21 protein-coding genes are annotated in these 25,796 nt (G+C 43.3%); 19 read left to right on the top strand and 2 right to left on the bottom strand.

Annotation, left to right across the window (positions count from 1 at the left end):
* Positions 1-29: 29 nt before the first annotated feature.
* A complete protein-coding gene (locus NDI42_RS08140; RefSeq protein WP_190456853.1) occupies positions 30-902 on the bottom strand; it encodes a hypothetical protein in 873 nt (290 codons plus the stop codon).
* A gap of 74 nt (positions 903-976) precedes the next feature.
* Between NDI42_RS08140 and NDI42_RS08135 the strand changes: the two genes are divergently transcribed.
* From NDI42_RS08135 to NDI42_RS08050, 18 genes are all read left to right on the top strand, one after another.
* Positions 977-2,305, top strand: coding sequence for a nucleotide sugar dehydrogenase (locus tag NDI42_RS08135; protein ID WP_190456851.1), 1,329 nt, complete (start codon positions 977-979; stop codon positions 2,303-2,305).
* Entirely contained in the window at positions 2,302-3,246 is a 945-nt protein-coding gene (locus tag NDI42_RS08130; RefSeq protein ID WP_190456849.1) for a Gfo/Idh/MocA family oxidoreductase, read from the top strand. The genes NDI42_RS08135 and NDI42_RS08130 overlap by 4 nt, the downstream gene beginning before the upstream one ends.
* A complete protein-coding gene (locus tag NDI42_RS08125; protein WP_313931257.1) occupies positions 3,239-3,823 on the top strand; it encodes an acyltransferase in 585 nt (194 codons plus the stop codon). Before NDI42_RS08130 ends, NDI42_RS08125 begins: the two co-directional genes overlap by 8 nt.
* The gene (locus NDI42_RS08120) at positions 3,820-5,154 is read left to right on the top strand and encodes a hypothetical protein (protein ID WP_190456844.1); all 1,335 of its coding nucleotides are present in this window, start codon (positions 3,820-3,822) and stop codon (positions 5,152-5,154) included. Before NDI42_RS08125 ends, NDI42_RS08120 begins: the two co-directional genes overlap by 4 nt.
* Complete coding sequence (locus NDI42_RS08115; RefSeq protein WP_190456842.1) at positions 5,151-6,329, top strand: aminotransferase class I/II-fold pyridoxal phosphate-dependent enzyme; 1,179 nt, start codon at positions 5,151-5,153, stop codon at positions 6,327-6,329. The genes NDI42_RS08120 and NDI42_RS08115 overlap by 4 nt, the downstream gene beginning before the upstream one ends.
* Before the next feature lie 50 nt (positions 6,330-6,379).
* Entirely contained in the window at positions 6,380-8,284 is a 1,905-nt protein-coding gene (asnB, locus tag NDI42_RS08110; RefSeq protein WP_190456841.1) for an asparagine synthase (glutamine-hydrolyzing), read from the top strand.
* A complete protein-coding gene (locus NDI42_RS08105; RefSeq protein WP_190456840.1) occupies positions 8,284-9,729 on the top strand; it encodes a lipopolysaccharide biosynthesis protein in 1,446 nt (481 codons plus the stop codon). The genes asnB (NDI42_RS08110) and NDI42_RS08105 overlap by 1 nt, the downstream gene beginning before the upstream one ends.
* Positions 9,730-9,756: 27 nt before the next feature.
* Positions 9,757-11,001 (top strand): glycosyltransferase family 4 protein, encoded by a 1,245-nt coding sequence (locus tag NDI42_RS08100; RefSeq protein WP_190456838.1) that lies wholly within the window; start codon positions 9,757-9,759, stop codon positions 10,999-11,001.
* Positions 11,002-11,090: 89 nt separating this feature from the next.
* Positions 11,091-12,515, top strand: a complete 1,425-nt coding sequence (locus NDI42_RS08095; protein WP_190456836.1) for an oligosaccharide repeat unit polymerase — start codon at positions 11,091-11,093, stop codon at positions 12,513-12,515.
* A 39-nt stretch (positions 12,516-12,554) separates the two neighbouring features.
* Positions 12,555-13,658 carry a glycosyltransferase family 4 protein gene (locus NDI42_RS08090; RefSeq protein WP_190456834.1) on the top strand — a complete coding sequence of 368 codons (1,104 nt, stop codon included), beginning with the start codon at positions 12,555-12,557 and terminating at the stop codon, positions 13,656-13,658.
* 3 nt (positions 13,659-13,661) lie between these two features.
* A complete protein-coding gene (asnB, locus tag NDI42_RS08085) occupies positions 13,662-15,533 on the top strand; it encodes an asparagine synthase (glutamine-hydrolyzing) (RefSeq protein WP_190456833.1) in 1,872 nt (623 codons plus the stop codon).
* Complete coding sequence (wecB, locus tag NDI42_RS08080) at positions 15,530-16,648, top strand: non-hydrolyzing UDP-N-acetylglucosamine 2-epimerase (RefSeq protein WP_190456831.1); 1,119 nt, start codon at positions 15,530-15,532, stop codon at positions 16,646-16,648. The genes asnB (NDI42_RS08085) and wecB overlap by 4 nt, the downstream gene beginning before the upstream one ends.
* 36 nt (positions 16,649-16,684) lie before the next feature.
* Positions 16,685-17,902 (top strand): UDP-N-acetyl-D-mannosamine dehydrogenase, encoded by a 1,218-nt coding sequence (gene wecC, locus NDI42_RS08075; protein WP_190456830.1) that lies wholly within the window; start codon positions 16,685-16,687, stop codon positions 17,900-17,902.
* Positions 17,903-18,038: 136 nt separating this feature from the next.
* On the top strand, positions 18,039-18,914 hold the full coding sequence (locus NDI42_RS08070) for a class I SAM-dependent methyltransferase (RefSeq protein WP_190456827.1): 876 nt from the start codon (positions 18,039-18,041) through the stop codon (positions 18,912-18,914).
* A gap of 66 nt (positions 18,915-18,980) precedes the next feature.
* A complete protein-coding gene (locus tag NDI42_RS08065) occupies positions 18,981-20,201 on the top strand; it encodes a glycosyltransferase family 4 protein (RefSeq protein WP_190456826.1) in 1,221 nt (406 codons plus the stop codon).
* Positions 20,198-20,851, top strand: coding sequence for a sugar transferase (locus tag NDI42_RS08060; RefSeq protein ID WP_190456823.1), 654 nt, complete (start codon positions 20,198-20,200; stop codon positions 20,849-20,851). The genes NDI42_RS08065 and NDI42_RS08060 overlap by 4 nt, the downstream gene beginning before the upstream one ends.
* 12 nt (positions 20,852-20,863) lie before the next feature.
* On the top strand, positions 20,864-21,499 hold the full coding sequence (locus tag NDI42_RS08055; RefSeq protein WP_190456821.1) for an acetyltransferase: 636 nt from the start codon (positions 20,864-20,866) through the stop codon (positions 21,497-21,499).
* 6 nt (positions 21,500-21,505) lie between these two features.
* Complete coding sequence (locus NDI42_RS08050; protein WP_190456819.1) at positions 21,506-22,645, top strand: aminotransferase class I/II-fold pyridoxal phosphate-dependent enzyme; 1,140 nt, start codon at positions 21,506-21,508, stop codon at positions 22,643-22,645.
* Between the two features lie 42 nt (positions 22,646-22,687).
* On the opposite strand, the gene NDI42_RS08045 is transcribed toward NDI42_RS08050, so the two are convergent.
* Positions 22,688-22,816 carry a hypothetical protein gene (locus tag NDI42_RS08045; protein ID WP_277876855.1) on the bottom strand — a complete coding sequence of 43 codons (129 nt, stop codon included), beginning with the start codon at positions 22,814-22,816 and terminating at the stop codon, positions 22,688-22,690.
* A gap of 379 nt (positions 22,817-23,195) precedes the next feature.
* Between NDI42_RS08045 and NDI42_RS08040 the strand changes: the two genes are divergently transcribed.
* Complete coding sequence (locus tag NDI42_RS08040) at positions 23,196-25,757, top strand: HlyD family secretion protein (protein ID WP_190456817.1); 2,562 nt, start codon at positions 23,196-23,198, stop codon at positions 25,755-25,757.
* The last annotated feature ends 39 nt before the right edge of the window (positions 25,758-25,796 follow it).

Raw genomic sequence — 25,796 nt, 5'->3', positions numbered from 1 at the left:
TGCCAGCAATCGTTAATCATATACCTTGCCTAAACGTCTTTGCTACCGTCAATTTTCGCCTTTGACAGCTCATGCTGCAAACGCGGGATCTGGTCACCGATAATAGAGGCAACAACAGCAACCATAAAGCTGGCGACGATCGCAAACACTACCACCGGCAATATGGATCGTGTTAGTGGCAAATCTGACTCCGATACAATCTGGACAGACATCACTTGATTAGTAAACTCAGCCAGATTTTTTTGAGCCTGCATTAGGTACTTTTTGTCAACTTCTCCAGCAACGATCGCCACTTCCAACCTTGCCCGTTGTTGCTCCAAAGCATCTAGCCTTGCTGCGATTTGAATTTGCTGGGAGGAAGTCCCAGAGGTTGGGGAAAACTCTGCAATTTGCTGCTTTATTTGAGCCAGAACCTGTTGGTTTCTCTTTAACTCTTGTTCTGTAACGGTCAAGCCAACCTCTATACCTTCGCCAATTTGGTTTTGAAATTGGGTCTTTAGTTTGCTCGTGATTTTAGAGCTAGATTGAGCTAAAGCATCAGTATTTTTAGATTGCAGAGTTACGTCAACCTGCTGAGTGCTGGCATCAAATCTTGGCTGGACAGTAATTTTATCTAACTGTTGGTTTTGTAAATACTTCACTGCTTGGATACCAGTTTGGTTAACATCCTTTCCTAGGAATGATAAGGAGGATGAGACAGAAACTGGAAGCTGTTTAACTGAAAGAGTTAGCTGCTTTTGATACTGCTGGGGCTTCAATAAGAAGAGGATTATGGCTGCGCTCGACAATACCACCGTCGTCAGCCCCAAAAACTTCCAGTGTAAACGGAAAAACCGGATAATCTCTAACAGAGAAAGATTATCTTCATCCTGTATTTGGCTGGGGTCGGTGTACTGAGCCAATCGGTTCGCCTCCTGTACCTGGTATCGCGGCTAGTATACAGTATAGAGTGGCAGCGGAATGAAATTTGAACTAGATGAGTGACAAACCTAAAACCTTACTAACTTTGCAAGAAAAAATCAAAACTCATACAGCCACTGTTGGTGTTGTGGGTTTAGGATATGTAGGTCTACCCTTTGCAGTTGAAAAAGCCAAAGTTGGCTTTCAGGTGCTTGGAATCGAGCAGAATCCGATTAGAGCAGAACGGGTCAATATAGCTGATAACTACATTAATGATGTCAAGGATGAAGAATTAAAACAAGTTGTGAGCAGTGGAAAACTCCAGGCTGTCTTGAACTTTGACAAAGTACCGGAAATGGATGTAATCGTTATCTGCGTACCCACACCGCTAACGAAGAATTTAACGCCGAACCTAAGCTATATCGAGAATGTTACTCAAGGAATTGCCCAACACTTGAAATCGGGACAGCTAGTGACATTGGAATCGACCACCTATCCAGGTACTACAGATGAAGTAATGCGACCAGTCTTAGAACATACTAGCGGTTTGAAGCAGGGTCAGGATTTTTTTCTTGCCCATTCTCCAGAACGGGTAGATCCTGGCAATCAGCGCTACACAACCAAGAATACAAACAAGGTTGTGGGAGCTTCTGACCCATATTCCTTGGAAGCTGCCAAGTTGTTCTACGAGCAGACGATTGAGCAGGTGGTACCAGTTAGTAGTGCTAAGGCAGCTGAGCTGGTTAAGGTGTTTGAAAACACGTTCCGCGCTGTTAATATTGCCCTGGTGAATGAGTTGGCAATGTTGTGCGATCGCATGGGTATCGACGTGTGGGAAGTTTTAGATGCTGCTAACACCAAGCCGTTTGGTATAATGCCGTTTTATCCGGGACCAGGTGTTGGAGGCCATTGCATTCCTATCGATCCGCACTACTTAGAGTGGAAAGCTAAGGAATTTAACTTTGACACGCATTTTATTGCTCTAGCAGGCGAAATTAACCGCCGAATGCCGGAGTTTGTCAGAGACAAAGCGTGGCGAGTCCTTAATGATTTAGGAATTGCGCCTGCTAGGGCTACTGTACTAGCAATTGGTGCTGCCTATAAGAAAAATCTCGGTGATTGGCGAGAGTCGCCTGCGATCGCTGTCATGAGTTGCTTGTTAAAGGATAAAGTAACTATTACTTACCATGACCCCTATGTACCTGAAATTCAAGTTTCTGGTCAAAAGCTTTACTCTGTAGAACTAACGGATGAAAATATAGCAGCAGCTGACTTGGTGATTATTGCAACAGATCATAGCGGGATTGATTACATCAACCTGGTTCAGAAAGCCCAAGCGGTGCTGGATACGCGGGGTGTAACTCGGCATTTAAACTGTGACAGAGAAAAGGTGACACTACTGTGAGTCGAGTAATCGTCGTCGGAACCGGTAACTGGGGTCGGAATCTGGTTCGTAATTTTTACGATCTGGACGCATTGGCAGGTGTAGCTGAGGTCAACCCAGACCTCCGGAATAAAGTTGCCGCTACATATCCAGATGTAGTAACTTACACAGATTATCGGGAAGTGCTAGGAACCGATGTTCAGGCAGTTGTGCTGGCGACACCAGCACCAACACATTACCAGTTAGCGATCGCTGCCTTGAAAGCGGGTAAAGATGTTTTTGTGGAAAAGCCCATGACCCTGCAAACAGAGCAGGCGCGAACGTTGGCAGAATACGCCCAAGAGCATTCGCGCATTCTCATGGTGGGTCATCTACTACTTTACCAACCAGCGATCGCGTGGATGCGAGACTATTTGGCAAGTGGTAAAGCGGGATCTGTCCTGCATATTGCGACTCAACGAGCGAAGCTTGGTAAGGTACGCACCGAGGAGAATGTTTGGTGGTCGTTTGCACCTCATGATATCTCAGTAATCTTAGACCTATTAGGTAATCCTCAAATTCAACAGGTGCAAGCGCACGGTCACGCGATGTTACAGGTAGGTATTGAAGATAATGTACACGTAGATTTGAGCTTTGAGGGAAGCCAAACGGCTCACATTCACTGCTCCTGGTACTGGCCTTTAAATCAACGCAGCACGGTTGTAATTGCCCAGAAACAAATGCTAGTTTACGACGAAGTTTTGCAAACAGTTACAATACACAATAAAAGCGTTGATGCGAACTTAAACAATCGAGATGAGGGCAGTTGGAGCGTAGAAGTTGCCAAATCTGAGCCGTTGAAAATTGAGTGCGAACACTTTCTAGAATGTCTGGATACAAGAAAGCGGCCACGCTCAGACGGCTGGAATGGGGTGGCGGTGGTTGAAATTTTGGAGAAAGTTCAGGAGGCGCTGCGTGGCTGATTATTTTGTTCATGAGTCTGCCTATGTAGATGAAGGTGCGATAATTGGGCAGGGAACAAAAATCTGGCACTTTTGTCACATTCTAAGCAAAGCGAAGCTTGGGAAGAATTGTTCTCTGGGACAAAATGTTTTTGTGGCAAACAATGTCGTCGTGGGAAACGGATGCAAAATTCAAAATAATGTATCTCTATATGAGGGGGTGATCCTGGAGGATTACGTTTTTTGTGGGCCTAGTATGGTGTTTACGAATGTCAAGACGCCACGCTGTGAGTTTCCCCGTAATACTAGCAATGATTACGTGACGACATTGGTGAAGCGTGGATCAAGTATTGGAGCAAATGCCACGATTGTTTGTGGAGTGACCTTACATGAATATGCTTTTATAGCAGCAGGTGCGGTGGTTACGAAGGATGTGCCTGCCTATGCAATAGTAGCTGGTGTTCCTGCAAAAATCACTGGTTGGATGAGCGCCTATGGTGACGTGTTAGAGTTTGATACTGCTGGTTACGCTGTTGATTCAACAGAAACAAAATATCAGCAGTTATCGAAGATGGAAGTAAGGAAAATATCGAAATGAAGATTGCGTCTTTACTATCCACAATATTGCTACTATTCCTTTTATTGTTGGGTTTTAGAAATCAACTTGCAGAGAGAAGGTTTACAGAGAAATCATCTAGTCAATGTGCAGCGTTACCTACAGCAAGTCGAGAGGCTGTTTTATGGGAAAAAGTAATGCAGCCAATGTTAAATGAACCTCTCTGGCGAGAACGTGATGCATATGATGCCAGCCATTTTTTGATGGTACCTTTGCATTCAGCTTTCGCCTCAAACTATTGCCCTGGAATTGATGGATTTAATCATTTCTTTAATCATTTTACAAATAGCTATATTCCGGATAATTTTAATGGTCTAGATTCAATAACAAAGTTACAATTTTTGTATTTAGTATCTGAATATCTAGTTTTGTATGAAGAAAGAAACAATCATTTTCATAAGGATACTTTAAGAAAAGTATTAAATTCATTAGAGGTTACATGGAATCAACCTACATCAGCATGGGATAAATTTAGGTTTCCTAAAGGCATGAAAGAGCGAATAATGTGGAAGCTTTCAACTAAATCAGTTGAAAAGAGTTATTATCGATCTTTTACAGATGAAGAGTTGTTTGTATTTGCTATTGCAGCAGATTTAAAGTCAGTTCTATTGAATAATAGTCCTAAATTTATAGATGAAATATTAGATGTAGCATATAAAACTTTAAAGCAAGAAGCCGTGTTTATTGGAGCTAATTCGAGTCGGTGGTTATTCCAGCCTGGAGTCTGGAAAGATCATCCTGATTATGCCTACGCGGGCTGGTATCATCAGGCTATAAATTTAGATAAAAACCCGATACCTGGCATTGCAGGAGATACTTCGCACAGTCATAGATGGCCCCTCTGGTTGGTTTCCTTGCAAAGGGGGTTTAAGGCTCAAAAACAGCTAGACAAAGTTGGATATATGTTGAAACTGAGACGCGGATTAGCTGCTCAATTCCTTCAAAAAGTTTTAATTCCTCCATCATCAGCTTTTCCAAATTTTAGAACAACTAATTTTATGGATGGTAACAATGGAATATATCGTTATGGCTACCACACAGATAAAACAAAACTAGGTTATAGCTCTTACGAACTTTCTGGCACAATGTTGATAGGTTGGTGGGCTTTTCTGGCAGAAGAATCTATGCAAAAAGTATATTGTTTTATCGGTTCGCGTTATCCGCTCAGTGACCGGGAAATATCTTTATATCTTAATCATGATACTACTCGTGATAGGCATCCCTTTATCAAAGGGAAAGCCCAATATAAAAGTGGTATTTTAGAACTGATTGCTCGGTTGGCGTGTAAATTACCAAGAGAAAAATACCAGTGAAGACTCCCATTTTGGATCTAAAACCTCAGTATGAAAGCCTTAAAGAAGAGATTCATAAGGCGATCGCTCGCGTACTAGAGTCTGGTCAGTTCATCATGGGGCCAGATGTAAAGCTGTTTGAGCAGGAAGTGGCAGCATACTTGGGGGTGAAACACGCGATCGCTGTTAACAGCGGTACAGATGCCCTATTTATCAGTCTACGGGCGCTTGGTATTGGTTCTGGAGATGAGGTAATCACCACACCCTTTACTTTTTTTGCTACAGCTGAGTCAATTAGCCATGTCGGTGCTACACCTATATTTGTGGATATTGACAAGCGTACTTTGAATATCAACCCAGACCTAATTGAGGAAAAGATTACCGAGCAGACTAAGGCAATTATGCTTGTACATCTCTATGGGCGACCAATAGAGATGGGCAAAATTATGAAATTAGCTAAGAAATACAACTTAAAAGTTGTAGAAGATTGTGCCCAAAGTTTTGGGGCAGTTTATGGCGGGAATTGCAGCACGTGCGATTCTCCTTTGGAAACGCAAGGCGATCGCGCTTGTGAGCCAGATGCTTATGTGGGTAAACAAACTGGGACAATTGGTGATATCGGTGCTTACAGCTTTTTCCCCAGTAAAAATTTGGGGGCCTATGGGGATGGAGGGTTGATTGCAACGAATGATGATGCTTTAGCAGACTCGGCTCGAATGCTGCGGGTTCATGGAAGTCGCAAGAAGTATTACAACGAGGTTGTCGGGTATAACAGTCGGCTGGATACGCTGCAAGCCGCGATTTTGCGGGTGAAGTTGCCTCATATTGATGAATGGAATAAGGGGCGGCGGCAGGTGGCACAGCGCTATGATGAACTGTTGAAGAATATTTCGGGGATTGTGACTCCTGGGGAGACTCCCTGTGCCGATCATGTTTATCACCAGTACACAGTGAGGATTCTTGAAGGAAGGCGAGACACATTGCAGCAGCGCCTCGCTGAAGCAGGAATTAGCACAATGATCTACTACCCAGTATCGGTGCATCAACTGCCAATTTACGCTACTCAATGCTGTAAATTACCGCAAGCTGAGTCGGCATCGGGAGAGGTACTATCTCTACCAATCTGGCCAGAAATGTCTGTAGAACTTCAAGAACAGATTGTCGATGTTTTGAAGTGTATACTGAAGGATTCTTAGGGCAAAAATAAAACCAGGCGAGCGGCACAGTCTTTTCGAGATGATTTTTAATGTGTGGTATTGCAGGTATACTCCGTTTTGATCGGCAGCCAGTTGAGCAGACGCTACTTGCCAACATGGCGAACATCCAACAACATCGAGGTCCTGATGACGAGGGATGTTTTGTTGATGGTAGTATTGGTCTTGCCTTTCGCCGTCTTGCGATTCTGGATTTATCCCCAGCAGGTCATCAGCCGATGATGAGTGCTGATGGTAGTTGTTGGCTCGTGTTTAACGGCGAAATCTATAATCACGATGAGCTACGTTGTGAGCTGAAACGCTATGGCCACGAATTTCGCTCGCGTTCTGACACTGAAATAATTCTTGCCGCCTACAGCCAGTGGGGAATTGATTGTCTTAGCCGCTTTAATGGGATGTGGGCTTTGGCGCTGTGGGATAGCCGCCAGCAGCGGTTGTTCTGCGCCCGCGATCGCTTTGGCATAAAACCTTTCTATTATCACCAGGATGCCCAGCGCTTCATCTTTGCCTCAGAAATCAAAGCCCTCTTTGCTGACCCACAAACGCCGCGCCAGCCAAACGAAGGTGCGGTGTACGCCTATTTAGTGTTTCAAAAAGTGCAGTTTGGGGAGGAGACATTTTTTACAAACATCAAGCAGCTACCAGCAGCGCACTACTTACTGGTGGATGTCCAAGGCATCCGTATCCAGCGCTACTGGCAGCTTGACCATAGTCGATACAATCCTGATATTAGCGATGCCGAGGCAATTGATAAGTTTCGGCATCTATTTTTTGATAGCGTCAGCCTGCGCCTGCAAAGCGATGTGCCAGTTGGTACTTGCCTCAGCGGTGGGTTAGATAGCTCAGCAATTGTCTGCGTTGCCAATCAAATCCTATTTGGCAACGATAGCAAGCCTGACCGCACCAACGTTGGAGCGCAACAGAAGGCGTTCTCTGCTTGCTACAGCGACCCCCGCTGCGATGAACGGCAATGGATTGAGCCAGTTATTGCTCAAACTGGAACCCAGTCGCACTACATTTATCCAGATGGGGAAGGATTATTTGCCGATTTAGAGACAATGGTCTGGCATCAGGAAGAACCAGTGGCAGGAAGCAGTCTTTATGCCCAATGGTGTGTGATGCGGCGTGCCAGTGAGGCCGGAGTAGTGGTAATGTTGGATGGGCAAGGTGGCGACGAGGTAATGTGTGGCTACCAGCCGTACTACTGGTCATTCGTGGCGGGAGCTTTACAAAGCGGTAACTTGCCTGTATTACGACAGTCACTAACCAACAAGCCGGGTAGTCTTGACCGTTGGCAACTGCAACATATATTGAGAATATTTCATAGTACACTTCCTCTGACATGGCAGTCTCGCCTACTCTACACTCGACGCGGGCTTCCAGTCTGGTTAGGAGAACAGATGCGATCGCAAGTTTACATACAAGAAACAATAAATTCCGATCATCCTACTTTATTGGGACAGCACCTTGAGCGCGATCTCATAGCTACAAATTTGCCAGCATTGCTCAAATATGAAGACCGCAGCTCAATGGCTCACTCAATAGAAGCCAGAGTGCCATTTTTGGACTATCGATTAGTGGAGTTTATGGCAAGTCTGCCCGATTCCATGAAAATTCGCAATGGGGAAATGAAATGGCTGCTAAGGCAGGCATTAAAAGATGTGATGCCAACAGAGATTAGCCAACGACGCAACAAGATTGGTTTTGGCACACCTGAAGATAGCTGGTTGCGTCAATACTGGACAAAAATTCAGCAGTATTTAGGTCAAGGGGAAATCATTCAACGTGGCTGGGTCGATCGGCAAGCCGCTAACGCAATCCTGCAAAGTTCAGCAAGTTTAGCATCTGCTGATGAGCATCTGGTCTGGCGCTGGCTAAATACAGAGTTGTGGCTCAAACTTTTGCGCGATCGGCCTCCTACAAATGTCATCAATTAATGTCAACAATGTGGGACTTTATCAAGCAATATGCAACCTACAGCCTCGGTATTGCTATTAATCGCTTGGCATCCCTACTATTGTTGCCCCTGTACACGCGGTTTCTCACCCCTAAAGACTATGGCGTACTAGATATATTGCTCACAACGGTGGCATTGTTTCAGCCCCTGTTGATGCTGGGTATAGATACATCTGTTCAAATTTTATTTTTTAAATCTGAAACAAAAAAACAGCAGCATGACTTGGTTATGACGAGCATTGTCCTCGTCGCTTCCTTTGCTGGAATATGTGCCTTGAGTGGACTGCTGCTTGCGCCAGCACTGGTCAATGGGTTGCTAGGCAACCAGGAGTATACACCTGCACTACGCCTTTTGTGCTTTGATATGTGGCTGACAAGCGTATTCACGCTTTTTCGTGACAACTTACGCCTACGCCAACAGCCACTTTTCTACAATTTGGTAGCCGTCTGTCAAGTAGTACTGGTAGCAGGCTTCAGTATTGTGTTGGTAGCAGTGCAGAAACTCGGTGTTCTGGGAGTGGTTTCAGGATTAGTTTTGGCTGATTTAGTTATCACCCTCTTGTCCGCTGGCTTAGTCTTGAAGCAACATCTACAAATCCCTACATTCACACAAGCACTGCCACTATTACGTTTGGGATTGCCATTACTGCCTGTAAGCGGTATGTATTGGGTTCTCAATTCCTCTGATCGCTTCTTCCTAGCAAAGCTATCCACACTTCAGGAGGTAGGACTTTATGGGATTGCTAATAGGCTTGCTGCTGGCGTAGCAATATTTACATTTGCCGTTCAACTCAGCTGGAGACCCTTTGCGTTGCGTGTGCAAACAGAACCGAATGCTCGCACAATTTATGCCATCATGCCAGTTTACTATTTCGTTGGCGTTGGCTGGATTGGCTTGCTAATCGCTGCCGCCTCTCCATTGCTTTTACAGATATTTGCGACCAAAGCGTATGTTCAAGCTACTGCCTTACTGACACCGCTAATCCTCGCGCAGGCTGTGTATGGCGCATACTATATATTCAGCACCGGGTTAGAAATTGTACAGCGAACCCATCATATTACCTGGACTATTGTTCTAGCTGCGCTACTGAACATAGCACTCAACATACTGCTGATACCTAAGTTAGGAGCTTTTGGTGCCTCGATTGCCACCGCCATTTCCTATAGTCTGGCTACCCTCTGCGTGGCACTTGTAAGCCAGCGCTTATACCCGCTACCTTACAATCTCAAACGTCTCGGCAGTGTCAGTGTTTGTCTTTTATTAGCTTACGGGGTGATGACAGCCCTGTTCTGGTATGAAGGTATATATATTGCAGTGTTGAGAGGTGTTTGTGTGGCTGTTAGTGGTGTTGTACTATTGAGTTTTGTCAAGCCCGAACTCAAGATTCTTTGGCAACGCTCCTATACTCGACTCAAGCAGAAATAAATTAGAAAATTATTAAGCGATCGCACTATGCACGTTTGTATGCTGGTGACAACAGATATTACCAACGACCCGCGCGTGATGAAGGAGGCAACAGCGCTGGCACAAGCAGGCTATGCAGTACAGGTAATTGGTATCTGTCGCACTGGCACTGAACCCGTAACCGATATCTTTGCTAATGTGGCGATGCAACGGCTCGATCTTTGGCATCTGCGCTTGGGTCGCTTACTTAAAGCAAGACGCGGACGCCCGGTGACTCAAGGGCTGTTTGATAATACAACCTCGCAAAAGCAGTCGCCGCGTCTCAGCTGGCGTGGTTGGTTAATAAACATGCTGCGTCAAGTGCAGCTTCTGATTCATCTATTAACTGTTCTATGGGTGTATGTCTTTGCCGCTGGGCGACAGCAAGCTGATGTTTATCATGCCCATGATGTTGATACCCTCTTACCAGCACTGGTTGTAGGATGGTGGTTCAAGAAACCTGTGGTCTATGATGCTCATGAATACTGGTACAATGAGCGGCGCAATGAGTTTATCATTAACGCGATTATTCGCTGGATTGAGCGCATCGGTACCCCGCGATGTGCCTACGTGTTCGCAGTTAACCGCTCGATTGCCGAACGGATGGCGATCCATTACGGCATTACACTACCCACAGTGCTGATGAATGTACCCGCAGACGTGCCATTACAACCACCAACACCACTGCCAGATGACCAGCCAGTCCAGCTGCTCTACCACGGTGGTTATCTTGCACAACGAGGTATTGAATCCCTGATTACAGCAATGAATCTAGTGAAAGCACCTGTGCATTTAACATTGCGTGGTTATGGAAATATAGAGTTGGCGTTGAGGGCACAGGTAGAGGCGCTGGGGCTACAAAACAAGATTACTTTCGCACCACCAGTCCCCATGAGCGAGCTTTGTAAAGCAGCATCAGCATGCCATATTGGAATTATCCCCTACTCAAAACAGGTAGCTGAATTTGCGTTACCTAACAAAATATTTGAATACATGGCAGCTGGACTCGCTTTAATATGCAATGATTTGATCGAGTTTCGCAATATTGTAATTGGGCATAAGCTTGGTATTGTCTGCAACACTGACTTTGTAGAAGCTATTGCTAAAGCAATAGACGAACTCGTTAGCGACCGGTGTGCATTGGAGCAGTATCGCCAGCGGGCATGGCAAGTTTATGACGATTATTATACTTGGAAGCAGCATCAGCAAGTGCTGCTGGATGTATATTCAAAATTAGCAAGTAGTTATTCCTGAAAGAAACTATTTTGCTTTTATCAATGTCAGACTGCATTATGCTAATCTACTGACTAACTGTGGCTACCACCTACTCGTAAAGTTGCCGGATGGATACGATACGAATTCCTCTACGCTTTTTTTGTCTATTTGTATTTGCTGTAATAGGGAGCGTAGGCCTAATAGCTACCAAACTATTAACAAACATTTCTAGCGATCTGCTAGAGAGCGGTTTGGTGGCATGGCTGACATTGTTAATAACAGGAGTGGTAGTGTGTCTCTATCCCCACCTTTTCAACATTAGTACCTTTAGGATTCCCGGAATATTTATATCTGCTTATAGCCTAATGGTTTTGCTGCCATTACCTTTTGTCTACGCAGCTCACCCATCTACCACACAAAACACCTTTTTATTTGCCACTAATATCAGTTTTATTTTAACGCTGGCAGGGATTATTTTAACGCACTATTGGTTTCCCTCATCCGCTAAAGATGTGGATAACTGGATCTCCAAACCAATTCGCTTACCTCGTCAGCTTCAAATGTCAAGTATAGTGCTATTGGTAATATGTTTTATTATACTTGTGCTTTACCTCAAGCAGGTTGGTAGGCTGCCAATTATTGATGCAATTATTGGTGGTCAAACAACCTTAGAGCTTACTCTAGCACGTGAAAATGCACTCAAGCTCATTCCTGGCAGAATCCGCTACGTATATGGTGCGCTGCGTGATGTACTGTTCCCATACACGACCCTTCTGCTTCTGGTCTTAGCAATGCGTTTGCGAGGCTGGTGGTGGAAAATATTTTTTGTAGTTTCGCTTCTAGGTAGCATATTTTATGCAGGATCAACTCTGGAAAAATCTCCCGTAGCAGCGCTGACAATTATGTTGGCTTATGCTTGGTTGTTGATAAGAGGTCGAACACTTTCTGTGAGCAAACTGTTGTTCATAATACTTATAGCCCTCGCTTTTCCAGTTTTTGTTATCTTCGCAGTTTATCAATTCAATATTGAAGGGTTGCTGGTAGTCAATGCTATAGTAAATCGGATCTTTTACGTTCCAGCTCAGGTAATATTTTACTACTTTGACTATTTTCCAAAACACCAAAGTTTCTTATTAGGCCATACACTGCCCTACATTAATAAGTTTATAACTGATATCCCTTTTCCGGTTGCCAACACCATCTGCTTGTACATGCACCCGGATGCAATGTCTAGCTGTACTTCAAATGTTGCCTATCCTGGCTACTTATGGGCAGATTTTGGCTGGTCAGGTATTGTTATTGGTAGTATTATTTGTGGAATTTCGTTACAAGGACTACAGGTACTAATTTTGCGATTGCCGAAGTCAGCACCCACTGTTGTGTTGCAATCAATGCTTTCATACCAAATGATTCTGCTAACTTCTACATCGTTTACTGACTTTCTAGCTCCTTTAGGTACGGGATTAGAAATTGTGCTAACAGTGCTGCTGGTTCCACTAGCAGTAAGAGTAAAAATTAATTTAGCTGAATTTAAAGAAAAAAGATTGAGTTAATAATTTTATAATTTTCATATATTTAAAGGGAAAATAATTTTGAAGACAGCTAAAGTTATTCATCTCACATCAGTTCACTCTGCTTTTGACACCAGAATTTTTTTGAAAGAGTGCAAAACGTTATTCACAGCAGGTTATGAAGTAATTTTAATTGTTCCTCACGATAGGGATGAGTTGGTGGATGGAGTGCAAATCAATGCGGTATCTAGACCAAAAAGCCGTCGGGAACGTATGGTAAAAACGGTATGGCAAGTTTTTAAGAAAGCTTTGGATGAAGATGCAGAGATTTATCACTTTCACGATCCAGAACTAATTCCTCTAGGATTGATTTTAAAAATAAAAGGTAAAGTAGTTGTTTACGATGTACATGAAGATGTACCAAGAGACATCTTGAGTAAAAGTTGGATTGCTGAATCTTTACGCCTAACAATTAGCTGGATGGCTGAGCGAATAGAAAACTTTGCTGCCCACCAGCTTACTGCTATAGTTACTGCTACACCGTTTATTTGCGATCGCTTCTCAAAATTGGGTTGCTATGCAGTCAATGTAAACAACTACCCAATACTTTCAGAGCTGTATTTGCCTCATATGGATGGAGTGCAAAAAGAGCGCGCCGTCTGTTATATAGGCGGAATTGCTGATATCCGTGGGATCTTTGAGATGGTTGAGGCAATTGGGCAAACGGATACAAAGCTGTTCTTGGGTGGAAAATTCTTAAGTGCCAATCAAAGAGAGCGGGCAGCAGCAATGTCTGGTTGGGCAAATATAAAAGAGTTAGGGCAATTAAACAGAAATGAAGTTGCTGAAACTTTAGCAAAATCAATGGCTGGGCTGGTGTTATTTCATCCAGAACTTAATCATATTAATGCCCAGCCAAATAAAATGTTTGAATATATGTCTGCTGGTATTCCAGTAATTGCTTCTAACTTCCCCTTATGGAAAGAGATTATTTCTGGCAATAACTGTGGTATTTGTGTTGATCCCCTAAATCCCAGAGCGATCGCAGAGGCAATTCAGTGGATGGTCGAGCACCCAGATGAAGCAAAACGAATGGGCGAAAATGGTCGCAAAGCAGTAGAAGATAAATATAATTGGGAAAAAGAATCAGAGACATTGTTGAAGCTTTATAGTGATTTGATATAAGCCATGTGTGGAATTACAGGGGTTATTAGCTACGAAGAAAATATTAGAGATTTATTGCTAAAAGCGCAAAGGCTTCAGCAGCACCGTGGCCCGGATGCTTACGGGATTTGTCAACATCAAATCAATCAATGGCAAGTCGGCTTAGGACATCAACGTCTGTCTATCTTAGATTTGACAGAGGCGGGAAGCCAACCTATGACCTCGAAAGATGGAAATAGTTGGATTGTTTACAACGGTGAAGTTTATAATTACCGGGAAATTCGTTGCGAACTAGAGAATTTAGGACATCATTTTAGAGGCGAATCAGATACTGAAGTTGTGTTAGCCGCTTTGGAGCAGTGGGGGGTAAATGAGGCTCTAGCGCGATTTAATGGGATGTGGGCTTTTGCTTGGTTGGATGGGCGAAATAATCGATTGGTCTTGTCTAGAGATAGAGTTGGTGTTAAGCCTCTATATTTTTTTTTACAAGATGAAAGTTTGTGCTTCGCCTCAGAAATTAAGACAATTATTGAGATGACAGGGCGTAAGTTCTCTTTGAATCACCAAATTATTGGAGAATATCTCATCCAGTCTCTGCTAGAAACTTCTAACGAAACTTTTTTTGAGGGGATCGAGAAAATACCAGCAGCAAGCTATGGAGTGATAGACCTTTCTACTGAAGTTCTGAGGATGGATATAAAATCCTACTGGAATTTGGGTACTCAAAAAGTAGTAAATATTTCAGAAGATAAGTTAGTTGAGCAAGTTAGAGAAATTTTTATTGATGCTGTTCGTCTGCGGTTGAGAAGCGATGTCCCTGTAGGAGTCTTACTCTCTGGAGGAGTTGATTCTTCTTCAATTGCAGCAATCATGCAGAGTATCTTGGGAAAAGATGCACAGTTAAATTTACTTTCAGCAGTAAGTAGAGATTCTCGATATGATGAGTCTCCCTTTATTGATATTATGAGCAACCACTTAGGTTGTAAAACTCATAAAATTGTGCTGGACTTTAAGCCGGAAGAGGTTTTTGATTACTTAGAGCAAGTTTGCTGGTTTAATGACGAGCCAGTAGGCAGTTTTTCCAATGTGGCCCATTATTTATTAATGAAGCAAGCTAAGGATTTGGGTATTACTGTCATTTTGAGCGGTCAAGGGGCTGATGAGCTGCTTTGCGGCTATCAAAAATATCTAGGCTTTTATATTCAAGCTTTAGCTCGTTGCAGTCAACACTTAAAAGCAGTTGAAGTTTTGTGGTCATTTTGGCAGCGAGGAACTATTCTGAAACAATTTTCTCTTAGTGAAGCTAAACGGTATTTACCCCGTTACTTGCGAGGAGCAGAAATGGATATTCGTGGGGCAAATCTTAAAAATTTTGTTCCCAAGATGCTAGGATTAGCTTCTGAAATGACTGTTCAGCAGAGGCAGAGATTAGATATTGAAAATTTTTCAGTACCAGCATTAGTTCACTACGAAGACCGGATGTCAATGGCGTGGAGTAGAGAAATGCGTGTACCCTTTTTAGATTATCGACTGATAGAAGCATTAATTCCAGTTTCTATGGAAATGAAATTGAAAAGCGGATGGACAAAATATATTTTCCGTAAGGCGATGGAACCTTATCTGCCCAAACAAATTGTTTGGCGAAAAGACAAAAAAGGATTTGTCAATCCTCAAAGTGAATGGCTTAAAAACGAATTAAAAGAAGGTGTTTTGGATTATTTTGCTGAAGATAGCTTGATATTTAAAAATCAGTTAGTTGAAAGAAAGAACTTATTAGCCAAATATCAAGCTTACTGTCAACAAAAAGCCAGCCAAGGTACGGTTTGGTATAAAGAAATTTTTAATCCATTGGCATTAGAAATTTGGCTGAGAAAATTTGAGAGGTATATTTCATGAAAGTAGTCACTGTGGTTGGGGCAAGGCCTCAGTTTATTAAAGCAGCATCTGTGTCTCGTGCGATCGCCCTTTACAACCAGCAGCATATAACCTCGCCTATTCATGAAATCTTAGTTCACACAGGTCAGCACTACGACCCTAACTTGTCAGACGTGTTCTTTGAAGAAATGCAGATTCCCAACCCGGACTATCACCTCGGTATTGGGGGCATTTCACAGGGGGCGATGACCGGGCGAATTTTAGAAAAGATTGAAGAGGTAATTATAAAAGAACAGCCTGATGTAGTTTTGGTATACGGTGATACTAACTCGACTCTGGCGGGCGCTTTAGCCGCAGTTAAATTGCATATTCCTGTGGCACACGTAGAAGCAGGGCTGCGGTCATTTAATATGCGGATGCCAGAAGAAGTGAACCGAGTGCTGACTGACCAGATTTCTCGTTGGTTGTTCTGTCCTACAGAGACTGCCGTTAAAAACCTGAAGAATGAAGGTATCTTAGAACGGGGGCAGGTGCTAGTGAGCAATGTGGGAGATGTAATGTACGATGCAGCGCTGTTTTATCGGCAAATTGCCAAGCCTACAGATGCGATCGCCTGCCTCATTAATGAATTAAATGAGCCTTTTTACTTAGCCACAGTCCACCGCGCAGAAAACACAGATGACCCAGTTCGACTGAGTAACATTATGGGTGCGCTAGAAACAATCTCTAAAACTACACCTGTGGTGTTGCCATTACATCCTCGTACCCGGAAGTTGTTGGGGAACCAGCATCTATCCCGCATTCGGCTGATAGAACCAGTGGGTTATTTTGACATGATAACCTTGCTCTCCAAGTGTAAAGGTGTGTTTACCGATAGTGGCGGGTTACAAAAAGAAGCCTATTTCTTTCATAAGCCCTGCATCACATTGCGTGAAGAGACTGAATGGGTAGAACTGGTTGAATACGGTTTCAACACTCTAGTTGGTAGCGACCCAGATAAAATCCTGAGTGCCCAAAAAAGTATTGGTATTAGAAATAGGGATGATTTTAAACTTTTGTATGGGCAGGGAGATGCTAGTGCTAAGATTCTTAAGTTATTAGAAGAATCTTTCCAATCCACATTCTCGGTGGCATAGCAAGGAAAAAAATAATCCAAATATCAAATAAATTTCATGGAAAAAGTTTGCGTAATGGGTTTGGGTTATATCGGTCTGCCAACATCTAGCTTACTAGCTAGTAAAGGCTTTAAAGTTCACGGGGTGGATATAAACCCTAAAGTGGTAGAAACAATTAATCGCGGCGAAATTCACATCCACGAACCAGATTTAGACATTTTGGTTAAGTCGGTTGTAAGCAGTGGCAATCTTAGGGCGAGTCTGCAACCCCTGCCTGCTGATGTATATATCATAGCTACACCAACACCCTTAAAGGATAACTGGATACCAGATATTTCTTATATCGAAGCGGCTACCGAAGCGATCGCACCATACCTCGCTCCCAACAATCTGGTGATTCTGGAATCAACCAGTCCTGTAGGGACAACGGAAAAGATTGGAAATTGGTTAGAGCTGTTGCGTCCTGATCTCGATGTCCACTCTTCGCTCTACCTTGCCCACTGTCCGGAGCGCGTTTTACCCGGACAAATTTTAAAGGAGTTAGTCAGCAATGACCGGATCGTTGGCGGAATTAATCAAGCTTCCGCGGACAAGGCTGCGGCTTTTTATCGACAGTTTGTGACTGGTAAGATTTTGTGTACCGAAGTACGTACAGCAGAATTAGCAAAGCTAACAGAGAACGCATTCCGTGATGTGAATATTGCTTTTGCCAATGAACTCTCTTTAATCTGTGAAAAGTTAAATATAAATGTTTGGGAACTCATTGAGCTGGCTAACCACCATCCGAGAGTGAATATTCTCCAGCCAGGTCCCGGCGTAGGCGGTCATTGCATTCCTGTTGATCCGTGGTTTATTGTCAATTCAGCCCCCGAACAAGCTCGCTTAATCCGCACAGCCCGTGAGGTCAATGATGCTAAATTGCATCATGTAATTTCAAAAATAAAAGAGAAAGCTTGCCAATTTAAAGAACCAATGATAGCCTGCTTAGGGTTGACTTTCAAAGCAGACGTTGACGACTTACGGGAAAGTCCGGCGGTGAGTATCGTGCAAAAATTGGCGCAAAGTCAATTTCGTGGCATCCTTGTCGTTGAACCCCATATAAGCCAACTTCCTCAATCACTAGCTAAGTTGTCTGTCACCCTAACTAACCTTGAAGTAGCACTGTCCGCAGCTAATATAGTTGTTCTACTGGTAAACCATAGTCAATTTGTGAATGTTAATCGCGAACGGATCAAGGACAAGATTGTGATTGATACGCGGGGGATTTTGCAATGAAGCTTACAATCGATACATTTTATCTACTATTTAAAGAGAGTCCTGTTCCTACATATATGAGAAATGTATTTTAATCTGGGTTAAAAAAAGATATAAGGCAACAAGCGGTTAGTTAGATTGAATAAGAGGTGGATTTATGAATAGTTCAGTTTGTCCTTTATGTAAATCTCAAGATAGTCAATATTGTTTTTCGGAAAGAGGATATAAATTACAGGCTTGTAATAATTGCGAGTTGTTTTATATTGATCCTTATCCCAATCTAGAAGATGTTCATGGTCGGGTGCAGACTTATAATTACGATCATCTTGATATTCTTAACCCAGAACATCATTATCAGGCTTCTGTACAATTTCAAAATAGGTATTTTGACTTGATTGCTCAGGAGCTAAAAGGAGCAAAGTCCATCTTAGACATTGGATGCGGCACAGGTCATTTTTTAGAAAAGCTTGGTGCTGTTTATCCTGAATTATATAGAGCAGGAATTGAACTAAATCAAGACAGGGCAGCTTTTGCTAGAGAAAAAGCAGGATGTGATGTTTTTCAAGTGCCTGTAGAGTCGTTTGATCCTACTGCAAGTTTTGATGCTATAACGATGCTCAATGTTTTATCTCACATTCCCGATTTTGATAGTTTATTTGGGAAGCTACAGACAATTTTGTCACCTGGAGGAAAACTTATTCTTAAAGTTGGTGAAATGAAAAATAATGTAAAAGAAGGTGATATTTTTGATTGGGAAATTCCTGATCATTTACATTTTTTAGGAATGAATACAATAGATTATATCTGCAAAAAATTTAATTTTCAGATTTTAAAACAGCAGCGCTTACCGCTATCTCAAGAGGTATTTTCGGCAGCTTCCTTCAAAGCACCCGGACGAAGCAAGGTACGCAATATAGTTAAAAAGATGCTAGTGTCCACACCACTAGCTCTGCCAACCCTTGCTAAGCTCTACGATCTGCGTATTGGTCAAAGGATATACTCCTCGTTTATTGTTTTAGAAAAGATGTCCTAGACAAGCAACTGCTGGTTAAGAAAAAGTGATTAAAATACTCCTAGTTCCAGGCGCGGCTTAACTCAAATGCGTGTGCTTTATTTTCATCAACATTTCACCACACCTACTGGAGCAACCGGAACTCGATCTTATGAAATGGCTCGACGCTTAATTGCGCGAGGGCATCAGGTAACAATGGTTTGTGGTTCCTATAACATGGGAAATACAGGTCTTACCAGTGATTTCATTAACGGCGTACGTCAGGGTATCGTAGATGGTATTGAAGTAATAGAATTTTACCTGCCTTACTCCAACTATGATAATTTGCTGAAAAGAAGTTGGATATTTCTCCGCTTTGCTCTAGGAAGCATAAAACTAGCACTGACCGCTGAGTATAACCTTTTATTTGCCACCACAACTCCCCTGACAGTGGCAATTCCTGGGATCGTTATGAAAGCCTTTAAGAATCGCCCATTTGTGTTTGAGGTGCGAGACTTATGGCCAGAACTCCCTAAGGCAATGGGAGTCATTACTAATCCTCTGCTTCTGAAAGCCTTGGATATATTGGAATGGCTGGCTTACCATACAGCAGATGCCTGTATTGGACTTTCACCTGGAATTGTGAAGGGGATTGTATGCAGAAAACCTAGCGCTAAAGTAACCATGATTCCCAACGGTTGCGATCTTGAGCTTTTCAAACCTAATCCAGAAGCTAAATGCAATTTACTTGGAATTAGAGATGATGATTTTGTAGCACTGTTTTGCGGTGCCCACGGCAAGGCCAACGGTTTAGATGCTTTGCTAGATGCAGGAAAGGTTTTAAAAGAGAAAGGACGGACAGATATTAAGCTGGTATTGATTGGTGATGGCAAGCTAAAACCCAATTTTATTCAACGAGCCACGGAAGAAGGACTGGATAACTGTCTATTTTTTCAGCCAATGCCCAAGTTGGAATTGGCAAAAGTGATGGCAACAGCAAATGTAGGTTTGATGATTTTGGCAAATGTCCCTGCATTTTACTACGGCACATCGCCCAATAAGTTTTTTGACTATATCGCCTGCGGGCTGCCAGTCCTTAACAATTACCCTGGATGGCTAGCAGAATTGATCGATGGGCATTACTGTGGTATTACCTGCCCCCCTAACGATGCTGTAGCTTTTGCTAATGCCTTAAGTCAGTTGGCGGATAATCGACAAGAAACCCTCATTAGGGGCAAAAATGCTCGTCAGTTGGCAGAGTCCAGTTTCAGTCGGGAAGCCTTAGCTAATCAGTTCGTTGATTATCTAGAAAAAGTGTTGCAGGGATGAAGGTCAAAGCTAGTTCTATCAATTATTTCACCAAGTCCAGCCGACTGGTTAAGTCGATGTTGGACCGATTCGTTGCAGCGATCGCTCTCCTCCTATTTTCTCCCCTGCTAATAATCATTGCGATCGCCATCTACACTCGCATGGGTCGCCCGATTTTTTTTATCCAACCCCGCCCTGGTAAAAATGGTCGCATTTTCACCTTCTACAAATTCTGCACCATGACCAATGAGTGCGACGATTCTGGAAATCTGCTTCCTGACGTACAACGCCTCACATTGTTCGGACGATTCCTGCGTCAAACCAGTCTGGACGAACTCCCCCAACTGTGGAACGTTCTCAAGGGTGACATGAGCTTTGTTGGCCCCCGCCCCCTGCTAGTGTCATACTTAGACCGCTACAGCCCCGAACAAGCCCGGCGCCACGAAGTTAAACCCGGTATTACTGGTTGGGCGCAAGTCAACGGTCGCAATACCCTCAGCTGGGAGGAAAAATTTAAGTTCGACGTTTGGTATGTTGACCACTGGAACCTGTGGCTTGATCTGAAGATTTTATTCCTAACCCTTGTCAAAGTATTGAAGCGGGAAGGTATCTCCCATCCGAATCACGCCACCATGAGTGAGTTTCAGGGTAGCCCATCCTCAACCGAGTAGAGGTGACACGCCTTGGACATATATCTCTACGGTTGTGGCGGACACGCCAAAGTGATTCTAGATATCCTCCAGCGGCAGGGGCGAAAGGTAACAGCCCTAGTCGATGACAACCCGCCAGCAGGAATTACTCAAATTCATGGCATCCCTGTTCACTCAGCTAGAGAAACACTGGCTGCTATTAGATGCGATCGCTGTCAGTGGATCGTTGCCATCGGCAATAACAGCATCCGCCAGCAGATTGCTCTTAAGCTAGAGGGTCAAGGTCATTCCTTCACAACAGCGATCCATCCTTCAGCTCAGATTGCCCTCGGCGTTGACATTGCCCCTGGAACTGTGGTGATGGCTAATGCGGCAATCAATACCGACACCAAAATCGGCAAACACGCCATTGTGAACACGGGAGTCACTATCGACCACGATTGTCAAATTGGCGGTTTCTGCCACATTGCCCCAGGCTGTTCTCTGTGCGGCCAGGTCAAGTTAGGTGCAGGTGTGTTTTTGGGGGTTGGCACTAGCGTAATTCCCAGTGTAGAAATTGGCACTCAGACAACCTGTGGCGCTGGCTCAGTGGTCATTCAATCTCTACCTTCCGATTGTTTAGCTTACGGTTGCCCAGCCAGAATTATTAAGACAAACTATTCACACTGAGGGTACATGATCAAACCAATTCTCCTTTCCACCCCTCACATGGGTGATCGCGAACTGGAGTTCGTTAAAGAAGCTTTTGACACCAACTGGATTGCACCCGTTGGCCCTCATGTGGACGCTTTTGAGGAAGAATTTTGTGAAGTCGTCGGCGCTGCTTATGCTGCTGCTGTGAGTTCGGGAACGGCTGCACTGCATCTTGCTCTAAGATTAATTGGCATTGAGCCAGGCGATGAAGTTTTTTGCTCCACACTCACCTTTATTGCCACTGCTAACCCAATCACCTACCTGGGGGCAAAACCCGTCTTTATCGATAGCGATCACACTTCTTGGAACATGAATGCCAATCTATTACGGGAAGCACTCGATCGCCGAGCTAAACTCGGCAAATTGCCCAAAGCCGTCGTACTTGTCCATCTCTACGGACAAAGCGCCGACATCGCTCCAATTTTAGAAGCGTGCGATCGCTACTCCATCCCACTCATCGAAGATGCTGCCGAATCTTTGGGAGCCACTTACCAAGGGCGATCGCCGGGAACCTTTGGTCGCATTGGTATCTACTCCTTTAACGGTAATAAAATTATTACCACCTCTGGCGGCGGTATGTTGGTTTCAAATGACCCAAACTTGGTGGAAAAAGCCCGTTTCCTGGCAACCCAAGCCCGCGATCGCGCCCCTCATTACCAACATTCAGAAATTGGCTATAACTATCGGCTCAGCAACGTTTTAGCAGGAATTGGTCGCGGACAATTGCGCGTTTTGGAAAGCAGAGTTCAAGCCAGACGACACAACTTTGAGGTTTACCAACAAGCTTTGGGAAACCTGCCCGGAATCGAATTTATGCCCGAAGCAGGCTTTGGACGCGCTACTCGCTGGCTCACCTGCCTTACAATTGACCCAAGTGCCTTTGGTGCCGACCGGGAAGAAATTCGCATAGCCCTAGCAAATGAGCAAATTGAAGCTCGTCCCGTTTGGAAACCCTTGCACCTGCAACCCGTCTTCGCTGGCTGTGAAGGCATCGGTGGTGCGATCGCTGGAAGTTTATTTGAGCGTGGTCTCTGCTTGCCTTCTGGTTCCAACTTAACAACTGAAGACCTACAGCGCGTCATCGACGCGATCGCTAATATTCGCCGTTCCCAGAATATTTAGTTTATATACCATCCTCACTTTTAGCGCTTTTGTTGATAGCTACTACGCTGCTGGCAGTAAGTCTTCTAGTGGAACTGGTCGCCTGCTAAAATTTTTATAAGTGATGCTAGTAGCAGCGTCTTGGGTGCAACCGTAGCTGTTGCGCTGCTCAACACCTCTCGCCTGGTGCATACGATGATTTTAGGTAAAGTTTATTTGCGATCGCTCAAAAATTCCTATCAGCAATGAGTCGCCCCAGCCATACCAGCTATATTAGTTTCTATAGGCTCAAAACATCAACAGCAACAAAAGAGCCGCATTGAAATCTGGAAGTTTACATTATAACCTTGTTTAAACTAATACAGTAATTAACATAAGTTATGCTAAAAAAGATGCTTGCAGCATGGCATAACATTACCTCGGTACTACATTATCAATGGCTAAAACCTCCCATTGCTGTTGCTCTTAGAATTACTTTGCACTTGCACCATTGCCAAAAAACACGGCAACTTTTTAACATTTGTCCAAATCATAGTAACCCAAGGCAAGCGAAATTCAGGGCTTTTTTACCATGTATAAAGTATCACAAACCCGGCTGCGACAGGATCTGATCGTTACATTTACTACTAATAAAGAAACAGACAGCAAAATTCATCTTATCAAAGATCCCATTTCCGGAGAAACTTTTGAGTTTGGAGAAGAGGAATATTTTCTCTGTCAATCTATAAATGGAATTTCTACTACATCTCAAATAATCGCCGCCTTTAAAAGTCGTTTCGATCTGTCAATTACAGAGAATGATTTTAATCAGTTTGCCGAACAGATAACCAGCTATGGCTTATTAGAACCCTGCGACACTCCAGTTTTTTCTTCATCTTCTTCATTGGTTTCATTCCAAGAAACAGACGATTTTGTCCAACCAGATATCTCAAAGGAATCAGTAGAAAAAAGCCAAGAAGAAAAAGTCAACCAAAAGCCTCGTACCCAAAAAGTAGAACATCTTAAAGAATTTAGATGGAAACTTTTTAATCCTGATCCATTATACACATTTGTAGCGAAATTTTTACGACCTTTTGGATGGTTTTTTAAAGCTTTAATTTGGTTACTTATTCCGGGCGTACCTTTAGCACTTTTAATTTATTTTAAAGAACAATATGCTATTTGGCAAGACATAAAAACATTTTCAGTACCGGAAGCTTACTTTGTTAAGATTCTGGTTAACATGATGTCAATAAACATAATCAGTAGACTAATTCAAGGCATAGTTTGTACTGCTTTAGGTGGAACAGTAAAAGAGTTTGCCTTGCAGCTAAGATTTGGCATTCTTCCCCGTTTTCAGAACGATAGACGTGGCTATCGACAGCTTAGCCGTAGAGGGCAATTGTGGACAATTGCCAGTCCCTTATTAGCCAGACTTTTCTTTTTCGTTATAGGAACATTTATTTGGTATTGCACGCATGGAACAGGAACAAGCTTGCCGCTGATGGGTCTTTTCTTTGCCCAAGCTGGTCTTTTTGGCTTCTTGATACTTATCCTTCCTATTTGGGGTGAAGGTTATAGATTTTTTGTTCTTCTTTTTAAGCTTCCCCCCCAGTTGTTTCAGCGAGCTTTGCAAACCTTTATGTTTACAATCCAGGGTCGCTCCTTGCCAACAACAATATCCTCCGGTCAGAAGTGGAGTTTACTACTATATGCGCTGGTCATCATATCTTTTTGGTTCTACCTGATGACAAAAGTAGTTTTTTCTACTGCCAAAGGGCTAGTACTAAGTTACCCAGATATTTTCGGTAGAAGTACCAGATTCATCTTTATCGGCGCGATCGCATCAATGACCTTATATTGGACGAGCAAAAAATGGTCAAGGATGACGCAAAAAGGCAAAAATCCGAATCCCTCTCCCGTAGTTGATCGTGAAGTAAATGTACCGGAAAAGGCACACTTACACATAGCCAAGAAAACCCGTTTCAAAACAAATAACTTAGTCAAAATTTTACTTCTTGTTGGCTTAGGCATTGTCCTTTTCTTGCCCTACCCCTACAAACCAGGTGGCCCCATTCAGTTAATGCCTCCTGCACAAGCAAAAATTCAAGCCCCAATTTCTGGAAAAATTACCAAAGTATTCTTTGAGGGCGGCAACGGTAAATTGATCAAATCCGGAACCGTAATTGCCACAATGGAATCAACCGATCTAAATAACAGCATCTTAACATTGCAGCAGCAAGTAAACGAACAGCAAGCCGTTCTGGAAAAGCAGCAAGATAAAGTCAATCAACTGCTAAATACTCCCAGCAAACAAGAAGTAGAAGTGGCAAAAAAAGAACTAGAAGTTGCTAAACAAGAAGTAGAAGTTTCTAAAAGGCAGCTAGAAGTTGCCATGACCAAAGCCCAGTTTAGCGCTCGTCAAGCTGCACGTTTTGAAGGTTTATATAAACAAGGGGCTTATTCTTTACAATTACTGGAAGAGGCACAAAAACAGGCGGAAACAGACCGCATCAATACAGAAGCAATGCGCGATATTATCGCCAGAAAGCAAAAAGATGTAGAGAAATCAGAAGCCGATCTCCAGGTAGTTTTGAGTGGAGCGCCTCCAGATGAAATAGAAGCTGCTCGTCGGGATGTTAAAGCTGCTCGCGCTAATCTGAATCGGGTACAACAACAATTGAAATATGCTAATGAGCAACTAAAAACGACCAAGCTACTAATGCCCATTGATGGTCATTTAACCACTTCGTATCTTGGGCAAAAACTAGGTACTTACCTAAAGGAAGGCGATACGTTTGCTGTGGCTGAGAACGATCGCAACTTTATCGGTCAGATATCGATTCCAGAAGATAACATAGGTGAATTTGCAGTTGGCAATCAGGTGGAAATTAAGCTTTTAGCATATCCCGATAAACCTATATGGGGAAAAATAGTTTCTATTGAACCGATTGCTACCGATGAACCTAGCCAACCCGCCACACAAGTTGTCAAGGTTAATGTAGAAATCCCCAATTCCGATTCCCAGAGACTTTTGAAAACCGGAATGTCTGGTTATGCCAAGGTCAATGGAGGGACAAAGCCAGTCATTGTGGCGTTTACTCGTCCAATTGCCCGCTTCATCCAAGTTGAAGTTTGGTCTTGGCTTCCTTAGTACAACAGGCAAATTTCGCTCGCATATTTTTTAGTTTCA

The organism is Funiculus sociatus GB2-C1 (assembly GCF_039962115.1).
Classification (GTDB): Bacteria; Cyanobacteriota; Cyanobacteriia; order Cyanobacteriales; family FACHB-T130; genus Funiculus; species Funiculus sociatus.
Note: the sequence above shows the minus strand (reverse complement) of the source record. Positions and strands in the feature narration are given on the sequence as shown.

Coding starts and splice junctions, on each gene's coding strand:
- NDI42_RS08120 (WP_190456844.1), top strand. CDS start 3,820: ATGAAGATTGCGTCTTTACTATCCACAATATTGCTACTATTCCTTTTA.
- NDI42_RS08060 (WP_190456823.1), top strand. CDS start 20,198: ATGAAGGTCAAAGCTAGTTCTATCAATTATTTCACCAAGTCCAGCCGA.
- NDI42_RS08105 (WP_190456840.1), top strand. CDS start 8,284: ATGTCAACAATGTGGGACTTTATCAAGCAATATGCAACCTACAGCCTC.
- NDI42_RS08065 (WP_190456826.1), top strand. CDS start 18,981: ATGCGTGTGCTTTATTTTCATCAACATTTCACCACACCTACTGGAGCA.
- asnB (WP_190456833.1), top strand. CDS start 13,662: ATGTGTGGAATTACAGGGGTTATTAGCTACGAAGAAAATATTAGAGAT.
- NDI42_RS08050 (WP_190456819.1), top strand. CDS start 21,506: ATGATCAAACCAATTCTCCTTTCCACCCCTCACATGGGTGATCGCGAA.
- asnB (WP_190456841.1), top strand. CDS start 6,380: ATGTGTGGTATTGCAGGTATACTCCGTTTTGATCGGCAGCCAGTTGAG.
- NDI42_RS08045 (WP_277876855.1), bottom strand. CDS start 22,816: ATGCACCAGGCGAGAGGTGTTGAGCAGCGCAACAGCTACGGTTGCACC.
- wecB (WP_190456831.1), top strand. CDS start 15,530: ATGAAAGTAGTCACTGTGGTTGGGGCAAGGCCTCAGTTTATTAAAGCA.
- wecC (WP_190456830.1), top strand. CDS start 16,685: ATGGAAAAAGTTTGCGTAATGGGTTTGGGTTATATCGGTCTGCCAACA.
- NDI42_RS08100 (WP_190456838.1), top strand. CDS start 9,757: ATGCACGTTTGTATGCTGGTGACAACAGATATTACCAACGACCCGCGC.
- NDI42_RS08040 (WP_190456817.1), top strand. CDS start 23,196: ATGTATAAAGTATCACAAACCCGGCTGCGACAGGATCTGATCGTTACA.
- NDI42_RS08095 (WP_190456836.1), top strand. CDS start 11,091: ATGGATACGATACGAATTCCTCTACGCTTTTTTTGTCTATTTGTATTT.
- NDI42_RS08135 (WP_190456851.1), top strand. CDS start 977: ATGAGTGACAAACCTAAAACCTTACTAACTTTGCAAGAAAAAATCAAA.
- NDI42_RS08070 (WP_190456827.1), top strand. CDS start 18,039: ATGAATAGTTCAGTTTGTCCTTTATGTAAATCTCAAGATAGTCAATAT.